General features: G+C 60.5%; 12 protein-coding genes and 2 pseudogenes. 6 read left to right on the top strand and 8 right to left on the bottom strand.

Annotation, left to right across the window (positions count from 1 at the left end; all coding sequences use genetic code 11):
* Window positions 1-43 precede the first annotated feature (43 nt).
* From ACFLEY_RS09240 to ACFLEY_RS09225, 4 genes are all read left to right on the top strand, one after another.
* Window positions 44-442: a transposase gene (locus ACFLEY_RS09240; RefSeq protein ID WP_082757112.1), complete on the top strand. Its 399-nt coding sequence runs from the start codon at window positions 44-46 to the stop codon at window positions 440-442.
* Window positions 439-786: an IS66 family insertion sequence element accessory protein TnpB gene (tnpB, locus tag ACFLEY_RS09235; protein WP_396604617.1), complete on the top strand. Its 348-nt coding sequence runs from the start codon at window positions 439-441 to the stop codon at window positions 784-786. The genes ACFLEY_RS09240 and tnpB overlap by 4 nt, the downstream gene beginning before the upstream one ends.
* A 134-nt stretch (window positions 787-920) precedes the next feature.
* The gene (tnpC, locus tag ACFLEY_RS09230) at window positions 921-2,465 is read left to right on the top strand and encodes an IS66 family transposase (protein ID WP_224517700.1); all 1,545 of its coding nucleotides are present in this window, start codon (window positions 921-923) and stop codon (window positions 2,463-2,465) included.
* 50 nt (window positions 2,466-2,515) lie between these two features.
* Entirely contained in the window at window positions 2,516-3,019 is a 504-nt protein-coding gene (locus tag ACFLEY_RS09225) for a hypothetical protein (protein WP_060908788.1), read from the top strand.
* Between the two features lie 78 nt (window positions 3,020-3,097).
* Here ACFLEY_RS09225 and ACFLEY_RS09220 read toward each other — a convergent pair.
* From ACFLEY_RS09220 to ACFLEY_RS09210, 3 genes are all read right to left on the bottom strand, one after another.
* Window positions 3,098-4,227 (bottom strand): IS3-like element ISRj2 family transposase gene (locus tag ACFLEY_RS09220; RefSeq protein WP_129557324.1). Its coding sequence is split into 2 segments (ribosomal slippage): window positions 3,098-3,975 and window positions 3,975-4,227, totalling 1,131 coding nucleotides; the frame shifts between segments, so codons are not numbered across the junction.
* 268 nt (window positions 4,228-4,495) lie between these two features.
* Window positions 4,496-5,509 (bottom strand): methyltransferase, encoded by a 1,014-nt coding sequence (locus ACFLEY_RS09215; RefSeq protein WP_060908789.1) that lies wholly within the window; start codon window positions 5,507-5,509, stop codon window positions 4,496-4,498.
* A gap of 198 nt (window positions 5,510-5,707) precedes the next feature.
* The gene (locus ACFLEY_RS09210; RefSeq protein WP_129557367.1) at window positions 5,708-5,968 is read right to left on the bottom strand and encodes a hypothetical protein; all 261 of its coding nucleotides are present in this window, start codon (window positions 5,966-5,968) and stop codon (window positions 5,708-5,710) included.
* A 400-nt stretch (window positions 5,969-6,368) separates the two neighbouring features.
* Between ACFLEY_RS09210 and ACFLEY_RS09205 the strand changes: the two genes are divergently transcribed.
* On the top strand, window positions 6,369-9,296 hold the full coding sequence (locus tag ACFLEY_RS09205; RefSeq protein WP_129557368.1) for a hypothetical protein: 2,928 nt from the start codon (window positions 6,369-6,371) through the stop codon (window positions 9,294-9,296).
* Between the two features lie 16 nt (window positions 9,297-9,312).
* Here ACFLEY_RS09205 and ACFLEY_RS09200 read toward each other — a convergent pair whose 3' ends face one another.
* Window positions 9,313-10,659, bottom strand: coding sequence for a hypothetical protein (locus tag ACFLEY_RS09200; protein WP_202633143.1), 1,347 nt, complete (start codon window positions 10,657-10,659; stop codon window positions 9,313-9,315).
* Between the two features lie 250 nt (window positions 10,660-10,909).
* Window positions 10,910-12,685, bottom strand: a complete 1,776-nt coding sequence (locus ACFLEY_RS09195) for an adenylate/guanylate cyclase domain-containing protein (RefSeq protein ID WP_060908795.1) — start codon at window positions 12,683-12,685, stop codon at window positions 10,910-10,912.
* A gap of 129 nt (window positions 12,686-12,814) precedes the next feature.
* Between ACFLEY_RS09195 and ACFLEY_RS09190 the strand changes: the two genes are divergently transcribed.
* A complete protein-coding gene (locus tag ACFLEY_RS09190; protein ID WP_026192128.1) occupies window positions 12,815-13,879 on the top strand; it encodes an IS630-like element ISRj1 family transposase in 1,065 nt (354 codons plus the stop codon).
* A 921-nt stretch (window positions 13,880-14,800) separates the two neighbouring features.
* Here the strand turns inward: ACFLEY_RS09190 and ACFLEY_RS09185 are convergent.
* The 3 genes and pseudogenes from ACFLEY_RS09185 to ACFLEY_RS09175 form a co-directional block, all read right to left on the bottom strand.
* Window positions 14,801-16,054, bottom strand: a pseudogene (locus ACFLEY_RS09185) (IS1182 family transposase); the annotation flags it as partial.
* 29 nt (window positions 16,055-16,083) lie between these two features.
* Window positions 16,084-17,352, bottom strand: a complete 1,269-nt coding sequence (locus ACFLEY_RS09180; protein ID WP_038952271.1) for an IS256 family transposase — start codon at window positions 17,350-17,352, stop codon at window positions 16,084-16,086.
* A 95-nt stretch (window positions 17,353-17,447) separates the two neighbouring features.
* Window positions 17,448-17,648, bottom strand: a pseudogene (locus ACFLEY_RS09175) (IS5/IS1182 family transposase); the annotation flags it as partial.
* Window positions 17,649-17,755 lie beyond the last annotated feature (107 nt).

The following is a 17,755-nucleotide window of genomic DNA, read 5'->3' as shown; positions in this document are numbered from 1 at the left end:
GCGATCCTTGGCTTGTCAGAGAGCCGAGAGGAGACTGAAGGCGATGGAACAATCGGGGGAGGAAGCCGAAGCTGCTGGCTTTGTGGGGAAGCTTACGCGCCGGACGCGTTCTGGAGGCCGGTTATGGTCTGCGGAGATCAAGGGGCGCGCTGTTTTCGAGAGCATGAAGCCCGACGCCCGGGTATGTGATGTCGCACGGCGTTATGGTGTGAAGGCCCAGCAGTTGACGACGTGGCGCAGATTGGCGCGTGCTGGCCGGCTCGCATTGGTCACGGACGACGCGGCGGATTTCGTGTCGATCGAGCTGAGCGATCCAGTGGCGTCAGGCAAGAGCGAGGGGCCCGTCGAGATTACGATTGGCAAGGTTTCGGTCCGCCTGGATGCGGACGTGTCGGCGGTGCGGATCGCGGAGATCGTGACTGCGATCGAGCGCGGCGCATGATCATTCCGGCGCAGGGACTGCGGATTGTGCTTGCTGTGCGTCCTGTTGACTTCCGGTGCGGGCACGACGCGCTGGCCGGTCTTGTGCAAAACACGCTTGGGCTCGATCCGCATTCGGGCCTGATCGTGGTTTTTCGTTCGAAGCGCGCCGACCGGCTGAAGATTTTGCTATGGGACGGCACGGGCCTCGTTTTGGTCTACAAGCGCCTTGGCCGCGATGGTCGTTTCGAGTGGCCGCAGATCAGCGACGGCGTCATGCATCTGACGCGCGTGCAGTTCGAAGCTGGGCTGAACTGGAAGCGAGTGGGCGAACGGATTGTCGCGACGCCAGCTGCGGCGAACTGACTCAGACCCGACAACCTGTTTCGCGCGGGGCTTTGGGATGATAGCTTGCGGATGTGCCGCCGTCCCCCATTGATCCCGCCCGTCTTGCAGCGCTGCCCGCCGATTTGCGCGCGCTCTTCCGCGCGCAGGAAGCGATGATTGAAGCCGAGCGTCGTCGCGCAGACGATGAATGCTCGGCGCGCCTTCATGTCGAGAGTGAACTGGCTGCGTCCAAAGAGAGCGTCGAACGCCTCGAACTGCTCGTGAAGGAGTACGAGCGCGCACGTTTCGGTAAACGCTCGGAAAAGTTCAATCCCGATCAGATGCAACTGGTTCTCGAGGACATCGAGATTGCCATCGCCGAAGTCCAGGAACGCCAGGACGATCGTGCGCGCCGCGCCGGCACGGCGCCGTCCAGCCGCCGGACCAGGCGCGCTGCCCGTGCCTTTCCCGCGCACCTGCCGCGCATCGAGCAGGTGATCGAACCCGAGAACCTCGAGTGTCCCTGCGGCTGCGGCCGGATGGTCCAGATCGGCGAGGATCGCTCCCGCCGTCTCGATGTCATGGCCGCCCAGTATCGTGTGATCGAGACGGTGCGACCGCGCTACGCCTGCGCAAAGGGCTGCACCGGTGTTGCTCAGGCGCCGGCGCCCGCCCATCTCGTGGAGGGTGGCATCCCCACCGAGGCGCTGCTGGCGCAGGTGGCGGTCGCCAAGTTCAGCGAGCACATGCCACTCTATCGTCAGTCGCAGGTTCTGGCTCGGCATGGCATCTTCATCGATCGCGCCGTTCTGGCAGACTGGATGGGAACGGTCGCCTTCCACCTCGCGCCGCTGGTCGAGCGCATGAGCGTCGTGATGAAGCAATCGGGCCGCTTGTTCATAGACGAGACCAGGGCGCCTGTGCTCGATCCGGGCCGGGGCCGAACGAAGACCGGCTATCTGTGGGCTGTCCTGCGCGACGATCGCGGCCACGGCGGCGCTGATCCACCAATCGTGGTCTACCACTACGCGCCAGGACGCGGTGGTGACCATGCTGAGCGCATCCTCGAGGGCTTCGACGGCATCCTTCAGGTCGACGGATACCAGGGCTATCATCGGCTCGCACGGCCCAAGCGCAAAGGCGGCGTGCCGCTGCGGCTGGCCGCATGTTGGTCCCACTCAAGGCGCAAGATCATCGCAGCGACTCCGAAAGCCGGCTCACCCATCGCCGAAGCCGTTCTCGCGCGCATCGCCGCACTCTATGCGATCGAGAAGGAGATCCGTGGCGCCGACGCCCCGGCTCGGCAAACGACCCGTAACGAGCGATCACGGCCGCTCGTCGCTGAACTCGAGAGGTTTCTGCGCGAGCAAGCCGCTCGCCTGTCGCCGGGCAGCGAGATGGGCAAGGCGATCGCCTATCTCCTGAACCATTGGGATGGCCTCACCTTGTTTCTCGACGATGGTTGCGTTGAGATGGACACCAATCCCGTCGAAAATCAAATCAGGCCGCTGACTCTGACGCGTAAAAATAGTTTATTTGCTGGTCACGACGAAGGTGGTCGTTCATGGGCGCGCATAGCTTCGCTCATCGCCACCTGCAAAATCAACAGCGTGGAGCCCTACGTCTGGATGAAAGCGACGCTCAAAGCGATCGCAACCGGTCACCCGCAGTCCCGGATCGACGAGCTCCTGCCCTGGTCGTTCGGCCGCACCTCGTAATTCTCCGTCGTTGCCGCCTCCATACCCCCCGCCAACGATTTGCAAACACGTTGATCAACAGACTGCAATCCCCACGCCAAACCTTTGCGAATGGGACGCGAACGTCGCTTACGATCCAGCGGGCCAGCGGTAGGAATGTTGAGGCCGCGGTCGGCGAGTACGAAGCGGCAATCGCGATCAACCCCAGCCTGGCCCCGGCCCATGGCGCGCTCGGCGCCGCCAAGATCCGCGTCGGCCGTTCCGCGGAGGCATTTGCGCCGCTCCAAATGGCCATCCAGCTCAGCCCCCGTGATCCGCTGCTAAGCACGTGGTACTTCTACATCGGCCATGCACACTCCCATCTCGGGCAGTATGAGGGGGCGATTGATTGGTGCGGCCGCTCCATCGCGGTGCAGCCTCTTTGGATTGCCTACGCAGATCTCGCCGCCGCCCACGCACTAACGGGACATGAGCGTGAAGCTTACGCTGCAGTTGCCGAGCTTCGTCAGAGCTGGCCCCGGTTGTTTGGACAGCGCCCCGCTGGATTTACGTGGATTCCTGCCGGGTTATGCTGAACGCGGGGCTTTACGGTTTTGTCGTTGCGTCGGGAGGGCGTAGCCCGACCAGAGCGACGACAAAACCGTCGGCGACGGTCATGCGGCCATCACCATAGCTTGCGTGCCGAAGTAAGCCTCGTCGGGCGTGCGCCCGTCAAGGCTCGAGTGAGGGCGTCCCTGATTGTAGAAGGCCAGATACTTGGCAATTGACGCTCGCGCCTCGGACACGCTGTCGTAGGCGCGGAGATAAACTTCTTCGTATTTGACCGTGCGCCAGAGCCGCTCGACAAACACGTTGTCGCGCCAGGCGCCCTTGCCGTCCATGCTGATGGCGATCTTCGCGTCCAGCAGCACATCGGTGAACTCGAGGCTGGTGAACTGGCTGCCCTGATCCGTGTTGAAAATCTCGGGCCTGCCGTGCTTCGCCAACGCCTCCTGGACCGCTTCGACGCAGAAGGCCGCCTCCATTGTGATCGAGACGCGATGGGCCAGGACCCGTCGGCTGAACACATCGACGACCGCCGCGAGATAGACGAAGCCACGCCGCATCGGAATGTAGGTGATGTCCATTGCCCACGCATGGTCGGGCCGCTCGATCTTCAATCCGCGCAACAGGTACGGGTAGATCTTGTGACCCGGAGCCGGCTTGCTCGTGTTCGGGCGACGATAGACCGCCTCGATCCGCATGCGCTTCATCAGCGTCGCGATGTGGCGGCGACCGGCGTATACGCCCTCCCGCCGCAGCAACGATCGCAGCATACGCGCTCCCGCGAAGGGATAATCGAGATGCAGCTCATCGAGCCGACGCATCAAGGCAAGGTCCTCGGCCGAAACTGGCCGAGGTTCATAGTAGACCGTGCTGCGAGCCAGCTTCAGGACCTTCGCCTGGCGCACGATAGAAAGATCATGACCGCGGTCGATCATCGCTTTGCGCTCAGCAGGCCCGCCTTGGTGAGCGCGCCGGACAAAAAATCGTTTTCCAATGCCAGCTCGCCGATCTTGGCATGTAACGCCTTCAAATCGACCGGCGTCTCGGCCGATGTCTTGTCATGCCCAAACACGCCGGCGGCGCCTTCCAGGAGCTGGTTTTTCCAGATCGTGATCTGGTTCGGATGAACATCAAACAGTTGCGCCAGCTCCGCCAGTGTCTTGTCGCCTTTGACCGCAGCCAAAGCAACCTTCGCCTTGAATGCCGGAGAATGCGTCCGGCGGCTCTTCTTCGTCATCTTCGCTCCTGATTCGCAGCAAGAATCCTCGCCGCTGTCAGGCAGAAAATCCACTCAAGCTACTGTCCGAATTTGCGGGGCCAGCTCGGCCCGGAGCAAATGCTCCAATCAAAGGCCGGATACATTGATGCAAGACCACTCACCACCTGATCGACGAATCTCTTGCTACGCACGGCCGGACCATACATTGGGGTCATAACCAGACCTCAGGTTGTGAAAGCGCATCTGATGCAGACCCTGCGGCCGTGAAGAAAGGACCCGCACTGGTTCAGTCTGAGTGGGGAACTGCCTCGATGACCTGGTAGTGCGAGCCTGCGCGAGCTGTGCCGCGCATCTCAAATCCGGCCGTTCGACATAGCGCGGAATACTCCTCGTAGCTCCGTTCAAGCGCCCCGAGCATGACGAGCATATTTAGGTCACTGAATTTCGAGATCGGCCCCTCGTTCGGGGGCTCCACCACACGTTCTATGAGGAGTAATCTGGCATCAGCCGTCATAGCGCGGCGGCAGGTCTTCAGGATAGAAATCGCTTCCTTATCGTCCCAATCGTGGATAATCGCCCGCATCACATAGGCGTCAGCCCCCTCCGGGATGGTTTCAAAGAAACTGCCTCTGACGATTTCGCATCTGTCGGCGACACGATGTTGGTTCAGAACTTCGGCCGCCTTGGCAACCACGTGCGGCTGATCGAACAGCGTTCCGCGCAGGCCCTTGTTTGCGGCGAGAATTCCCGCCAGCAGCTGGCCTTCACCACCCCCGATATCCGCGACGTGACGAAAGCTGCTGAAATCGTAGGCGGCGATAATAGCTTCGATCGCTCCGCGAGAATTGGCCGTCATGGCTCGGTTGAAGATCGCGTTCTCATCTGGACGGGTGCTGCGATACTCCCATACGCTCTGACCATTGAGATGCCGAAAGGCACTCTCGCCGGTGCGAACGCTGTGTTCAAGATGGCCCCAGGCCTGCCAGGCATAGGGGCGGCCGACATAGGCGGCCCAGCCGTCGAGTGGAGTGGGCGAGTCGGAACGAAGACACTCGCCCATTGGGGTGAGCGAGAACGTTCTGTTCTCCGCCTCATGGAAAACACCGGCTGAAGCCAGTGCCCGCAACAGCCGATAGAGCGTCCTCGGATGCGATCCGCTGAGCCGAGCAAGTTCGTCGCTGCTGAGCGGCCCGCGACTGAGGTGGTCGGCGATGCCAAGCCGGGCCGCGACGTGAATGGCTTGCGAAATCTGATAACCGTTGATCAGCCGCGTAAGGTCCGAGAAGGCATTGGTCGCCATGGTCTCACCTCCTGCTGCTGCCCCGCACACAGTAAAGATGCATCGAGTACGAGACTTCCCGCAAACGGATGATATCTCAGAAATTGCGGTGCGCACGCTGTAAAGCTGGCACGAGGAGTCAAGGCCACCACGTTGAACGTGTAGCCCACTACTAAAACCGCGTGGACGGCCCGCCCGACCGATCGCGAAGACCGATTGCTATTGTCCCTCCGGGGCCGCGGCGTGCGATCCGGGACCAGCAATCTTTACGTGAAGCTCAACGAGTGGCGCATTTGGCAGACCAACCTTTGCTTCCACATCAATCAGGTCTATGCCCTTCGGGAAAAGTTCTATTTTCAGATAAGTCTGCTTTTTGAACATGATTTCGAGCATGCCTCCTATGGAGGTCTCAATCGCGGATCGTATCAATTCCACCTGCTCTTTAGTTGGCGCCGCCTGCCTGCTCGTAGCTGGACTCATTTGAAACTCCTCCATTGCTAAATGCCCTCAAGCCACAGCTGAAAGTAATCCACGCTGAGCATCGCCGCAATCTCCGGTAGAACGTAGAAATAAGTTTGCCCTCGTGTGAGGCAGTTCACAGACGTCCCTCTGCGCGATGGATGACGCCGCGCTCGGCCGGTCGCCGAACAGGAATGGGAAGGTTCTTCGCCCGGCCGTGCACGATGATGACGCTCGCGCAGCCGAGATATTGCCGCCACATTTTCGCTGCGTACCGCGGGAGCCGTGAAATCCGCGGTTTGATGCTTGCCTGGTCCCGGTACAGATGATTAATTCAAGCGGAGCGAAGGGGACGGTTAGAACGCCCCCGGGGTTGTTTGGATTGTGATATGGTAGCGGACGCCACCTGGAGGAGACTTCAATGGCAAAACGCAGCGCCGGCTCCAAAATCCGAAAGAAGAGAGCTGCCAAAAAAAAGGCGGCAAGGCCACGAGCCAAGCGCGTTGCAGGCAGCGCGGACGATCAATCAGGTTGGCCATACAGCAGATACTCGGTATGGAGCCAACGCTGGGGCAACCTGAACAACGACGATCAAACCTATCCAACCACCGTCTTGTTGCGTCATCCCACAAGACCTTTCGTGGGAACTGGAGATATCAGCCAGTTCGAAAGTGACATGAAAAAGGTCGCTCACGACTACCTCTTGGCGGCCAACCGCAATCCGCTGATTGACCCTCCGCTCGAAATTCCCGACGAGTGGATTAACGCGCTGGCGCCGGGCCAGTCGAGCCCTTTGTTCGGATGGTTGGCCTTTTCAGCGCCGAGCACGCAGCCAAGTCCGCTGGCCTCGTTTGTAGCTCTCCGAACAAATGCATCGGACAATTCTTCCGATCCAATCGTAGTGATGATGGCCTCCCAGCTACTGGCATCCCAACCTATCGGGACGGGGTTTGGCATCCGTGTGGTTGCGCACGTGCGAACGTCTGAATCGCAGTTCGAGGTTCGCATCTCGGGAATGTCGGCTTCGCTCCCGTTCGGGCAGTTTCGACCGACGGAGCGCCCACAACGATCGAGCCGCGCGGCCACGGCCCGCGCCCAGGCAACTGCACTCCCGACGGCAACCGCATTGGCTGAATTTCTGTTCTCGGCGCGATTCAGGAGCTTGATCGCATCAACACTCGGTTTGAATATGAGTACCGTTGCAATTCAGGGCATACGGTTGCCGGCGAAGGAATTCCCGGAATTCCCACTCCACGTTGAATTCTACGCGACCGGCCAAGCCAAAAAGAGCAATTCCGCCGTGGCCGGGCATGTCGACCTGGAGCCATACTATTCTTTCGTCTTCGCCACCGTCCTTACGCTGAGCGAAGAAGAATTTGAGGATGGTCCGTTCCTTGAGAACAGTCCGCTCGGGCTCGTCAGCAAGGTTGCACTCGTTGCCGATGCGCACCAAGGGAGGATTTTTCCCATCGACCCACCATCGCAGGCGGGCGCGGCAGCTGTTCGCGATCGACGGCCGACGCGACCCGAGGCCGTTCTCGACTACTACTATCGCAGGACGGTGCACAACATACCGCACCCGTTGGTCTATGCTCCCGATGGCTACGACGATGAGGTGGTGGTCGTTTGTCCGGGGTTTGTCCTCGAGGATCATGCTCACCTGCCGGGGACTCCGAAAGACGTTCCCTTGCCGGGTAGTGGGCCGCCGGTTAGATCAAATGATGCCTCCGCCGTCATGGCGTACTGGAACGTCAAGCAATTCTTCAACCGGCTTCGCGCCTACGGAATGAGTCCAAGCGCCTATTTCCGGATCGCGGGCCTGCCGCTCGAAGTCCATTATCGCTCCGGTGTAGGCCCCGGACAGGGCAAAGACGGCCAGACCGTCAATGCGCGCGTTCGCGTAAAGGGCTTCCCCGATAACTTCATAGGCACGATTCCGGGCGGCAATCCGCCGCCTCTCATCGAGATGCATCTGGCGTTGGCCAATCTGTCAACGCGCGCGCGTAAGCCTTGGAATGGCAAGGACCGTTCGCCCGCTGAACCGCTTGGCATCGCCGCCGATGCGCGCTGGATCTGGCACGAGATTGGGCACGTGCTTCTGACGGCCTCGGTCGGCGAACTAGAGTTCAGATTCGCTCACAGCCCCGGCGATGCCCTTGCTGCTATCGTCTCGGACCCGGAATCGAGCCTTGCGACAGACCCGAATCGGCGCGGCTCGACCTTCCCCTGGGTCTTTCTGCCGCGCCGCCACGATCGATGCGTGACGGATGGGTGGAGCTGGAGCGGAGGGTTACACTACGGTTTATCCCAGGTGCAGGATTTTGCTGGGCCTCGCCGCAAAAGCTATTGGAGCGAGCAAATTCTATCCTCGTCATTGTTCCGGTTATACCGCTGTATCGGAGGTGATACCACGGTCGTGCAGACGGGACCGCCGCCGCACCCTGTTGACACCTATGTCCGCCGCTCGGCATCACACTACTGCGTCTACCTCATCATGCGAGGGATTCAAATTCTCGGCAGTTCGTTGGTATCGCCCACGAATGAGCCCGATCAATTCGTCTCCGCGATGATTGACGCGGACATCAACACTGCGTCGAACACGCCTTCATGGCACGTCGTTTTTCGCGCGATGGGGATTGAATCTCCTGAGACGTACGAAAGGATCGGCGGCTGCGTGCACAAGGTCATCCGCTGGGCCTTCGAGGCGCAGGGACTCTACAGAAGTTTTACCAACACACCGGGCTATCCGCCGCCTGTGGACATTTTCATCGAGAGCCAGCGACCAACGACGGACCCTGTGAGCGGTACGCTGGACTTTGGCAAAGGCAGTTACGTCCCTGTTTCTCTCGAGTGGGACTTGCATCAAACAGAGAGCGACCCTCCGCCTGCCTGGCAAGCCTGGCGAGACCCAAGCAGCACCGGGCACGACGCAATCGAAGTATCTCCAACCGGCGAAATCTACGTGTGGGTCCAAAATCGCGGTACCTACGACGCTGCGGGGGTGACGGTAAGAGTGTGGTGGCACGATTGGCCAAACCCAGCCTCTCCACCCCCACCGTCGCCACCACCACTTTGGAATGACGGTTACTGGGAGGAGCTGGGCAGCACTGGTCAAGTTCAAACCGTGCCGCCGGGCGGCAAAGTCCGTTTCGGTCCGTACACCTATACAAACGCGCCCGCGGGCCGCCACATCGTGCTGGCCGAAGCGAATTGCGCCGACGACCTGGGCAACACGGATACCGCGTCGACCATATCTCTGCCCCCACTCCCCTGCAGCTATCGTCCTACGCCGCTGGTAGATCTCGTCGCCAACGACAATAACCTTGGACTACGTGTCCGGGGACCGTAACGCAACCCAAGCCAACTTATGCCGGCCATTCGGCCTCGGCTCGCTTTTTCACCGTCTCGAGCATAGGGCAGACGATTCGTTTCTGGGGATCCGCCTCATGAAAAAGCGAATAACAGATTGCGGCTGCAAGATGCCGGCTCCCGGTCGTGTCCGATGAATAGTGGACGCCGAGGCGCTCGCGGTTTTTGGCGATCCGCTGACTGAGCCACATCAGCGGGGAATTGAACGCGCCGCTGGCGGGCAGAGGATTTTGAGGAATGACATAGGTTTGCGTGGCGTCTGCGCTCGTGTCGACGGGCGGTCCGGCGATCCTCGTTGAAAATCGAAAGGATGTATTGGGCACAAGACCCGACGCCAACACGTAGTAGATCTGGCCTGGGTTAATCGCCGAGCTCAGTTGTTGCGGCAAATCAAAACAAACGGGGTCGTCGGCTCGTAGCGTGTTTCCAGGCCAACTCACGACAGCCGGGTTAGCCCGCGAAATAGCTACTGCGATAGGGCCGGCCACAAAAGGAACTGCCCCTCCGGGTGCGCCGGTATTTGGAGTTGGGAAAAAGCCATAGCGTGACTGTATTCCGGGAATCTCGAGAAGCAGCAATCCCATGAGATGGGCCAGAAACGAGTGACCGCTCGTGAAAGAGGGATGACCGGGCGGACCGAATGGAGGAGCCAGCCCTGGACACAGAAAAGAGGGACGAACGCGCTTGAACGCCGCCTTGTAAAACGAATATGCGATATTGCCGATCGAAAGCCCGCAGTTGATGAGCTCGATGGTCCAGGGATACCGTCCGGTGTGCGCACCAAGGAAGGCGACGATGTAGTCCGGTCCGTTGTCCGCTTGCAGGTCGATTTCTGCAAGGTATCGATCGCGATCGTCCTGCATCAGTTGTTGCAGTTCCGCGATCTCGGCTTGAATCGTGCTCCAGCCGCTGTTCTTCGCGGCAGTCCAGTCGTTACCGCCGGCCGCTCTCAATTCCGGATCGGGCTGCCACGCGAGATCTCGCGGCTCCAACCAGCCCTTGGCAAGCAGTTCTCTACGCCCGAACTGCCAAAGCTCGGGCTGACCGCCAAATTCCCGGCCCGCCATGATGTATGTGCGAGTCTCATCGACTGATTTAAGCCACTCGTTCAGCTGCGGATCGTACGGCAGCGTCCAGAAACGTAAAGCCGGGTCCCAGTCGTCGGCTGTCCACTCGAGGAAGTCATCGGTGTTATATGGATTTACGATTTCGGAAAACGGATATGGTGGGTTGCCGGCATCGTCCGGTGTAAAGTCGAGCGCCCAAGGCCTGAAGCGTAGGTCCCATGGTGTGGCGAAGTAGCTGCGGCCCGTGCCCGGGCCTGCTTCAGCACCGGTAGACACGCGTCCTCCCGCCCCTGCCCCGGCGCCCGCCCCTGCTCCGGCACCAGCGCCCGCTCCCGCGCCCGCTCCTGCGCCCGCACCGGCACCAGCGCCCGCACCGGCACCAGCACCGGCTCCTGCACCAGCACCGGCTCCCGCACCGGCACCGGCGCCTGCACCAGCGCCCGCACCGGCGCCAGCTCCCGTTGCACCACCTGCTCCAAACGAGGCCATGTTCAGTCCTCCCTAAACTTCACCGCTCATCGGTCGTTTAGTCCGGCAGGCCGGCCAATCGCAGTCCAGCCTCAAGGCGAGCCAGATCGCTTTTCCGTTGTAACGGATACCATAAGATAAAGGTTGACACGCGAAACGATGGTTCGATCGTCAGCAATTCTCTCGCGACTTCCTGCGCGTCATGCTCCCGTCCTGACAGAGCGAGCGACGCAGCCAGCATTCGCAAACAGGCAATAAACCGCGGATTTGCGCGCCTGCACTTTCGCAGCCATGCAATTGATTCTTCGTATCGTCCGGCAACGAACTCGGCGATCCCGGCGATGATCCAAAAATAGAAGCTCAAGGGATCGAACGGATTCAAGCGCCAGACGTTCTGAAGGTGCCCCACCGCTTCGTCGGGCCGACCGAGATATGCCAGCGTTAAGGCACTCAAACCCCAAGCGAACGCCGAGTTTTCGTTGAGCGCCAGGGCCTGATCGAAGAGATCAATCGCCTCAAGGGGTTTTTTCCCGAGAAAGGAAAGAATATGGCCGCCAACGGCGAGTGCAAACGGGTCCTCGCTGTCGAGCTCGATCGCGCGCTGCGAAACGGCGAGCGCGCGCGCTATATCGGCATCAGGGTTTGGGGACCACCCTTCGCCGATGCGGAAATTGAGCCACCACGCGAGATAGGCGTATGCCTGTGGATATGAAGGATCGAGCGCAATCGCGCGCTCAAGCAGTTCACCCGCCGACTGGTAGCTCTCCTCGGTGAATAGATAGAGCAGAGCCATCGCCTTCAGCACACAGTGGTATGCATCGAGACTCTCCGTGGGATGGTCACGGACGCGAGCCGCTTCAACTGCTCGCACGCGCGGCTCCAGCTTGCCGAGGATGCTTGCGGTGATACGGTCCTGAAACTCGAACAATTCGTCGGTCGATCCCTCGAACCGCTCTGCCCAGATCGGACGGTTGCTGCCTACGTCAATCAGCTCACTACTGATCCGCAGACGCTTCTTCTGCCTCTGAACGCTGCCATCCAGGATATAGCGAACATCGAGTTCGCTGGCGATTTGACGCAAGTCCTTGCCCCTGTCGCGATACCGAAGCGTTGAACTACGCGCAATGATGTACAATCCCCGGCTGCGCGACAAACCCGTGATGATTTCGTTGGTGATGCCGTCTGCGAAGTAATCCTCGTGTTCAGCTCCTCCGACGGTTCGGAACGGAAGCACTGCAATCGTCGGCCGTGACGACCATTGCAGATAGGGCTGCGCTAACAGGTCGCTTTTTCCGCCTTCGACCCACTCGACCGCAAACACGCGAACGGCTCGATTGATATTCTTCATCGGAGGCGTCCCCAAATCATGGAACACCACCGGCAGCCTATTCATCACATAATCGCGTACTGCTGCGGTCACAACGATCTGGCCAGGATCCGCTGCCTGATGAATGCGGGACGCGATGTTGACGCCGTCACCTTGCAGTATTCCGTCTTCGTCGATGACGTCTTCGACATTGATTCCAATGCGCAGATGCAGCGGATTCTTGCCTTGCGCACTGTGCTGAGTGCGCTGGACATCGGTCGCCCACCGCACAGCGTTCACGACACTCGCGAACTCCACCAACACCGCGTCTCCGGCGATCTCGGCAACCCGTCCGCCGTGCCGAAGCATGTGCGGCTGCAGAACGTCCGTCCGTACAGCTCTCCAGCGGCGTACCGTTTCGACATCATCAACAGCCATCAGACGGGAAAACCCCGCGACATCAGCAAAAGCGACTGCAGCGAGCCGTCTATTGATCGTGGACGGGGTGACCGCCGGTACCTGATTCATCGGACCCACTCAATCGCGGGAATGAAAGGGGCAACATATCAAAATTTCAGGTTGTGGCACAGAGAATGAGCCCTCGCGGCAAACTAGTACCCACTTTTCTTGGAACGTGAGTCGTGATTCAAGGTCGGGATGATACCCGAAGCAAGAGAAGTCCACCTTTCGAGGAAAGATCGCAAGGTGCTTGAGGCGTGCTGTCGCTCACCGGTGACGTTGCAGCGCGATTTGAAGCGGGCGCGGATAGTTCTGTTGGCGGCGGATGGGCGCAGCACCCGGTCGATCGCCAAGGAAGTTGGGGTCCAGCCGCGGATTGTCAGCCTTTGGCGGCATCGCTATGCCGACCATGGCCTTGAAGGGCTGCAAGACAAGCCGCGGCCTGGCAAGCAGCCGATCTATACGAAGACGACCGACAAGCGGATTCTGAAGCTGCTGGATAAGCCGCCACCGCAAGGGTTTGCGCGCTGGACCGGCCCCCTGCTGGCCGAGGCGCTGGGCGATGTCGATGTCCAATATGTCTGGCGGTTCCTGCGCAGCCACAAGATTGACCTGGTGGCTCGCAAGTCCTGGTGCGAGAGCAACGACCCGAACTTTACGGCCAAAGCCGCCGATGTTGTCGGCCTCTATGTCGCGCCGCCGGCGAAGGCCATTGTGCTGTGCGTGGACGAGAAGCCCTCGATCCAGGCTTTGGAGCGAGCGCAGGGTTATCTGAAGTTGCCCAATGGCCGCGCCTTGACCGGCCAAAGCCACGATTACAAGCGGCATGGCACCACAACATTGTTTGCGGCGCTCGAAGTCGCCACCGGAAAGATCATCGCGACCCATTCAAAACGCCGGCGCCGCGTCGAGTTTCTCGATTTCATGAACAGCGTCACCGCGGCTTTTCCGAACCGCAAGCTTCACGTCATCCTCGACAACCTCAACACCCATAAAAAGAACGAGGACTGGCTCAAGGCCCACCCCAACGTGCAATTTCATTTCACGCCGACAAGTGCGTCATGGCTCAATCAGGTCGAAGTATGGTTTTCCATCTTGCAGGGGCAGTCGCTCAGCGGCACCTCCTTCACGAGCCTCAAGCAGCTTCAGGAACACATCGATGCCTACGTCAACGCATACAACGACAGAGCCGAGCCCTTCGTCTGGACCAAGAAAAAGGTCCGTCAACGCCGTTTCAAAGGCCGCCGTATCACTCAGCTCTGATTCCGGGTACTAGCGCACAGATCCCTCAAGGACAAACCGCATGCCAAACTTGCGCCCGACTTGAGCGGCTTTCCGAGCGAGACCCGGTAGTCGGCGACGGACCACGAGCGGCCCCTGGCCTTCCAGGACTTGCGATAATGATCACCATGCTGACGCAGTTTGGGCACCGGACTTGTTAACCGGCTCACACTCTGCTCCAGCTGGCCGCACTTTCTTGCCTCAAACGACTGATCGGCGAGGTGACGCATGGATGCGCCCGATTTGTATGCAGCACCGGCAGGTATCGCCTGCGTGGCCGCCCTCATCCTGAGCGCCTGGATTCCGATTGGTGGCCGGTGAAATCGGCGCCACGCTCGGGCCTGCGGAGCACGAAGTCTACGAGATGGCGATGGCGTCAACTCGGATCGGCGGTCAAGCGCCCGTGACTCCGCCGGATGGCTGGACTGAAGGCTGCCAGTGCCCTTGCGTCTCGAGCACGTCATTGTCCTCGAGCGCGACAGCTTTCCCGCGCAACTCACCCACTGGGCGGGCACGCCGCAGGCGCGACACGTCCATGGACTGCTGCTCAGCGGCCGGCGGGCGCTGAGCGACGCGCTCCGGAGCCGTCCCGCTCAGGCAGGCCTCGATGTTCGCAGGGAACGCCCGGGTTACGATCCGTTCTCGCCACGCGACCTCTGCTGGTCGGGCTACGCGGCGTTACGCCCCGCGATCGAGCGCGCCCTGCGACGGCGGGTCGAGGGCCGAGCCAATATCACCGTGCGCCAGCGCTGCCGGGGCAGCGAAGTATTGGCATCGCCAGATGGTGCGATGGCCACCTGCGTGCGATGGGAGGACGACCGGAGTGACGTCTGCTTTGGGTCTTGGTCGTGTAAAGACGGTGCCTAAGGGTATCTGGCCCGGAAGGCAGGAGACACGCAGTTCTCAGGACGCGATCGCAGCGATCAGCGGCTTGATCCCGACGATGTTCATGACCCTTGTTAGATTGTACGCCAGAACCGAAAGAGCCATCTCGGCGGCTACTTTCGGATGCGTTTTGGTCAGGAAGTGTGTCGCGCCCATGCGGGCCTTCATTGTGCCGAACGGATGCTCGACGGTCTTGCGACGTTGACGCATAGCCATCGGGTTCGCATCAAGGCGCTGCTGCACAGCATCGAGCAGATGCTCATGCTCCCATCGGGGAATCCGCCGCTCCGGCCCTGTCGTGCACTGAGATTTGAGCGAACAATTTTGACAGGCTGTGGTCCAGTAGCGCCTTACCCGCTTGCCATCTTCCTCGCCAGTAAAGCGATATGGCAGTTGCTCCCCAGCCGGACAGCGATAGGCGTCTCTCTCCGGTAAATAGACAAAGTCCTGCTTGCCGAAGCGCCCTTCCGACTTGGCGCTAGAAGTCATCGGCTTGGGCAGCGTCACCGTGATGTCGGCCTCGTGGCAAGCGAGGATTTCGGAGCTGCTGAAGTAGCCGCGATCGGCAACGGCCTCGAGCGTCTCGGTCTTTCGAACAGCCTTCGCCTGCCTGGCCATATTGGCAAGCTGAGCCCGATCCGAGCCGCTGTTCGTTACCTCATGCGTGACAATCAGATGGTGCTCGGTATCCACGGCGACTTGCACGTTGTATCCGACAACGCCGGACCCGCGGCCGCTGGTTGCCATCGAGCGGCTATCGGGATCAGTCAGAGAGATTTGCTGGTCGGGCGAAGCCAGCATCTGCTTCTCGTAAGTAGCAAGCTTGGCCATTTCGTCCTTCAGTTTTGTGAGCTTCTCATTAAGCCTCGTCACCTTCGCGGCCAGCGCTTCGGTCGGCTCGTGTCGGTCAGCCGTGTCAAGCTGGCTCAGATACCGCGCGACGCTCTCCTCCAGCTGAGCACGACGCCGTTCGACTTTGGCCCGTGTGAAGTTCTTGTCCCGGTTGTTCACGGCTTTGAACTTGCTGCCATCGATCGCAACGCTCGCCGTCGCCAGTAAACCCATCTCTCGGCAGAGTTCAACGAAGCGCGCACATACCTTGCGGAGTGCCAGGCCGCTGTCCTTGCGGAAGTCGGCAATCGTCTTGTGATCGGGAGCGAGCCGACCCAGCAGCCACATCACCTCAACATTGCGACCGGCTTCTCGTTCGAGCCGTCGGCTCGATTGCACCCGGTTCAGATAGCCATAAATGTAGAGCTTCAGGGGAAGAGCTATGGCTGATTTTGGGTGACGCGGCCTGATCAGGCGGCGTGGCTTTCAGTGTTCGGAATGACTTCGATTCCGTCGATGAACTTTACACCGGCGATGACTTTCGGCAACTGGTTCGTGCTCTTCAATCGCCGCCAGGTCTTCGATGCGGCGTCGATGAGCTTGAACACCATCAGCTTCGCAGTTTGTTGCGACAGCGATCCCTTGGTCCGCACCGTTCGGTGGCGCACCGTGGCGAAGACGCTCTCGATCGGGTTCGAGCTGCGTAGGTGGATCCAGTGCTCAGCAGGGAAGTCGAAGAAGGCGAGCAGCGCATGGCGATCCTTGATCAGGCACTCCACCGCACGTCCGTATTTGACGTGGTATTTCTCGACGAAGACGTCGATCGCGGTTTCAGCTTCGGCCCGGTGTGGGGCCAGATAGATGTTCCGCAGGTCGTTCTTCATGGGGCCCTGCACGGATTTGGCGACCTTGTCGAGTACGTTGCTCACTTTATGGCACCAGCATCGTTGGTGCCGCGTGCCGGGAAAGGCCTCGTCCAGTGCCTTCCAGAAGCCGAGGGCGCCGTCGCCGATGGCGAGTTGCGGGGCAATCCGTAACCCGCGTTGCCGCAGGTCGATCAGGAGTTCGCGCCAGCTCTGCGCGCTCTCGCGCACGCCGACCTGGAAGCCGATCAGCTCCTTCTTGCCTTCCGGCGTGGTGCCAATCAGCACCAGCATGCATTCGCTGTGATCTTCCATGCGGGCCTGCAGGTACACGCCATCGGCCCAGATGTAGACATAGCGACGCGCCGACAGATCGCGTCTCTGCCAGCGTTCGTACTCGACCTGCCAATCGGCCTTCAGGCCGGCGATCACCGAAGGCGACAGGTTCGGCGCATCCTTGCCGAGCAGCGCCGAGAGCGCCTCCTGGAAGTCGCCGGTCGAGATGCCGCGCAAATAGAGGACCGGGATCAAGGCATCCAGGCTCTTCGTCCGCCGCGCCCATAGCGGCAGGATTGCCGAACTGAAGCGGAGGCGGTCGCCTGGCCCGCTCGCTCCGCGGTCGCGGACCTTGGGACGAGCGACCTCCACCGGACCGATGCCGGTCGCAATCTCGCGCACCGGACCGTGCCCATGTCGGACCAGGCGCGCTCGACCGTCGGGCAGCGTCAGATTGGCCGTGCTGGCCAGAAACGCGCCAACCTCGATCTCGATCGCCCTGGCAAGCAGGTCCCGCGCGCCGGCTCGAACGATATCGGTCAGTGGATCATCAACCGCGGACGGCTGACGGAAAGCAAGAACATTGGTAGTCTCGGTCATGGCGTATCGCTCTCCTCGAGAGGTTCTGGCAGGCTCGTCACCCGCCTCGATACGCCGCCTTCCTCACACCGTCATCACCCAGATTCCGCCATAGCTCTCAGGGGAACCGAGGGGTGATACGACGGCCGTCCCGTTGCGGCCGGCTCCGCTCCCTCAAAGCCCATCTCAGCCAAATCAAGCGCATCGACAAACACGTCGATCACTCGAACAGGGCTGCTCTCGTCAATGAAATCATCGAGGCATTCGGGCAATAATGTCCATTGCCCACGATCGGCCTGCTCAACGAAGCGCCTCATCAGCTTCCCCCGCAGAATCACCAGAGAATCATAGCAAAGCAGCAGCGTTTTCACACATGGGGTAATTCCGGGCTCGGAGCCATACTCAGGCTCTGGGAATCAGCTCT

This window comes from Bradyrhizobium sp. YCK136 (genome assembly GCF_044570075.1).
Taxonomy (GTDB): Bacteria; Pseudomonadota; Alphaproteobacteria; order Rhizobiales; family Xanthobacteraceae; genus Bradyrhizobium; species Bradyrhizobium diazoefficiens.
Note: the sequence above shows the minus strand (reverse complement) of the source record. Positions and strands in the feature narration are given on the sequence as shown.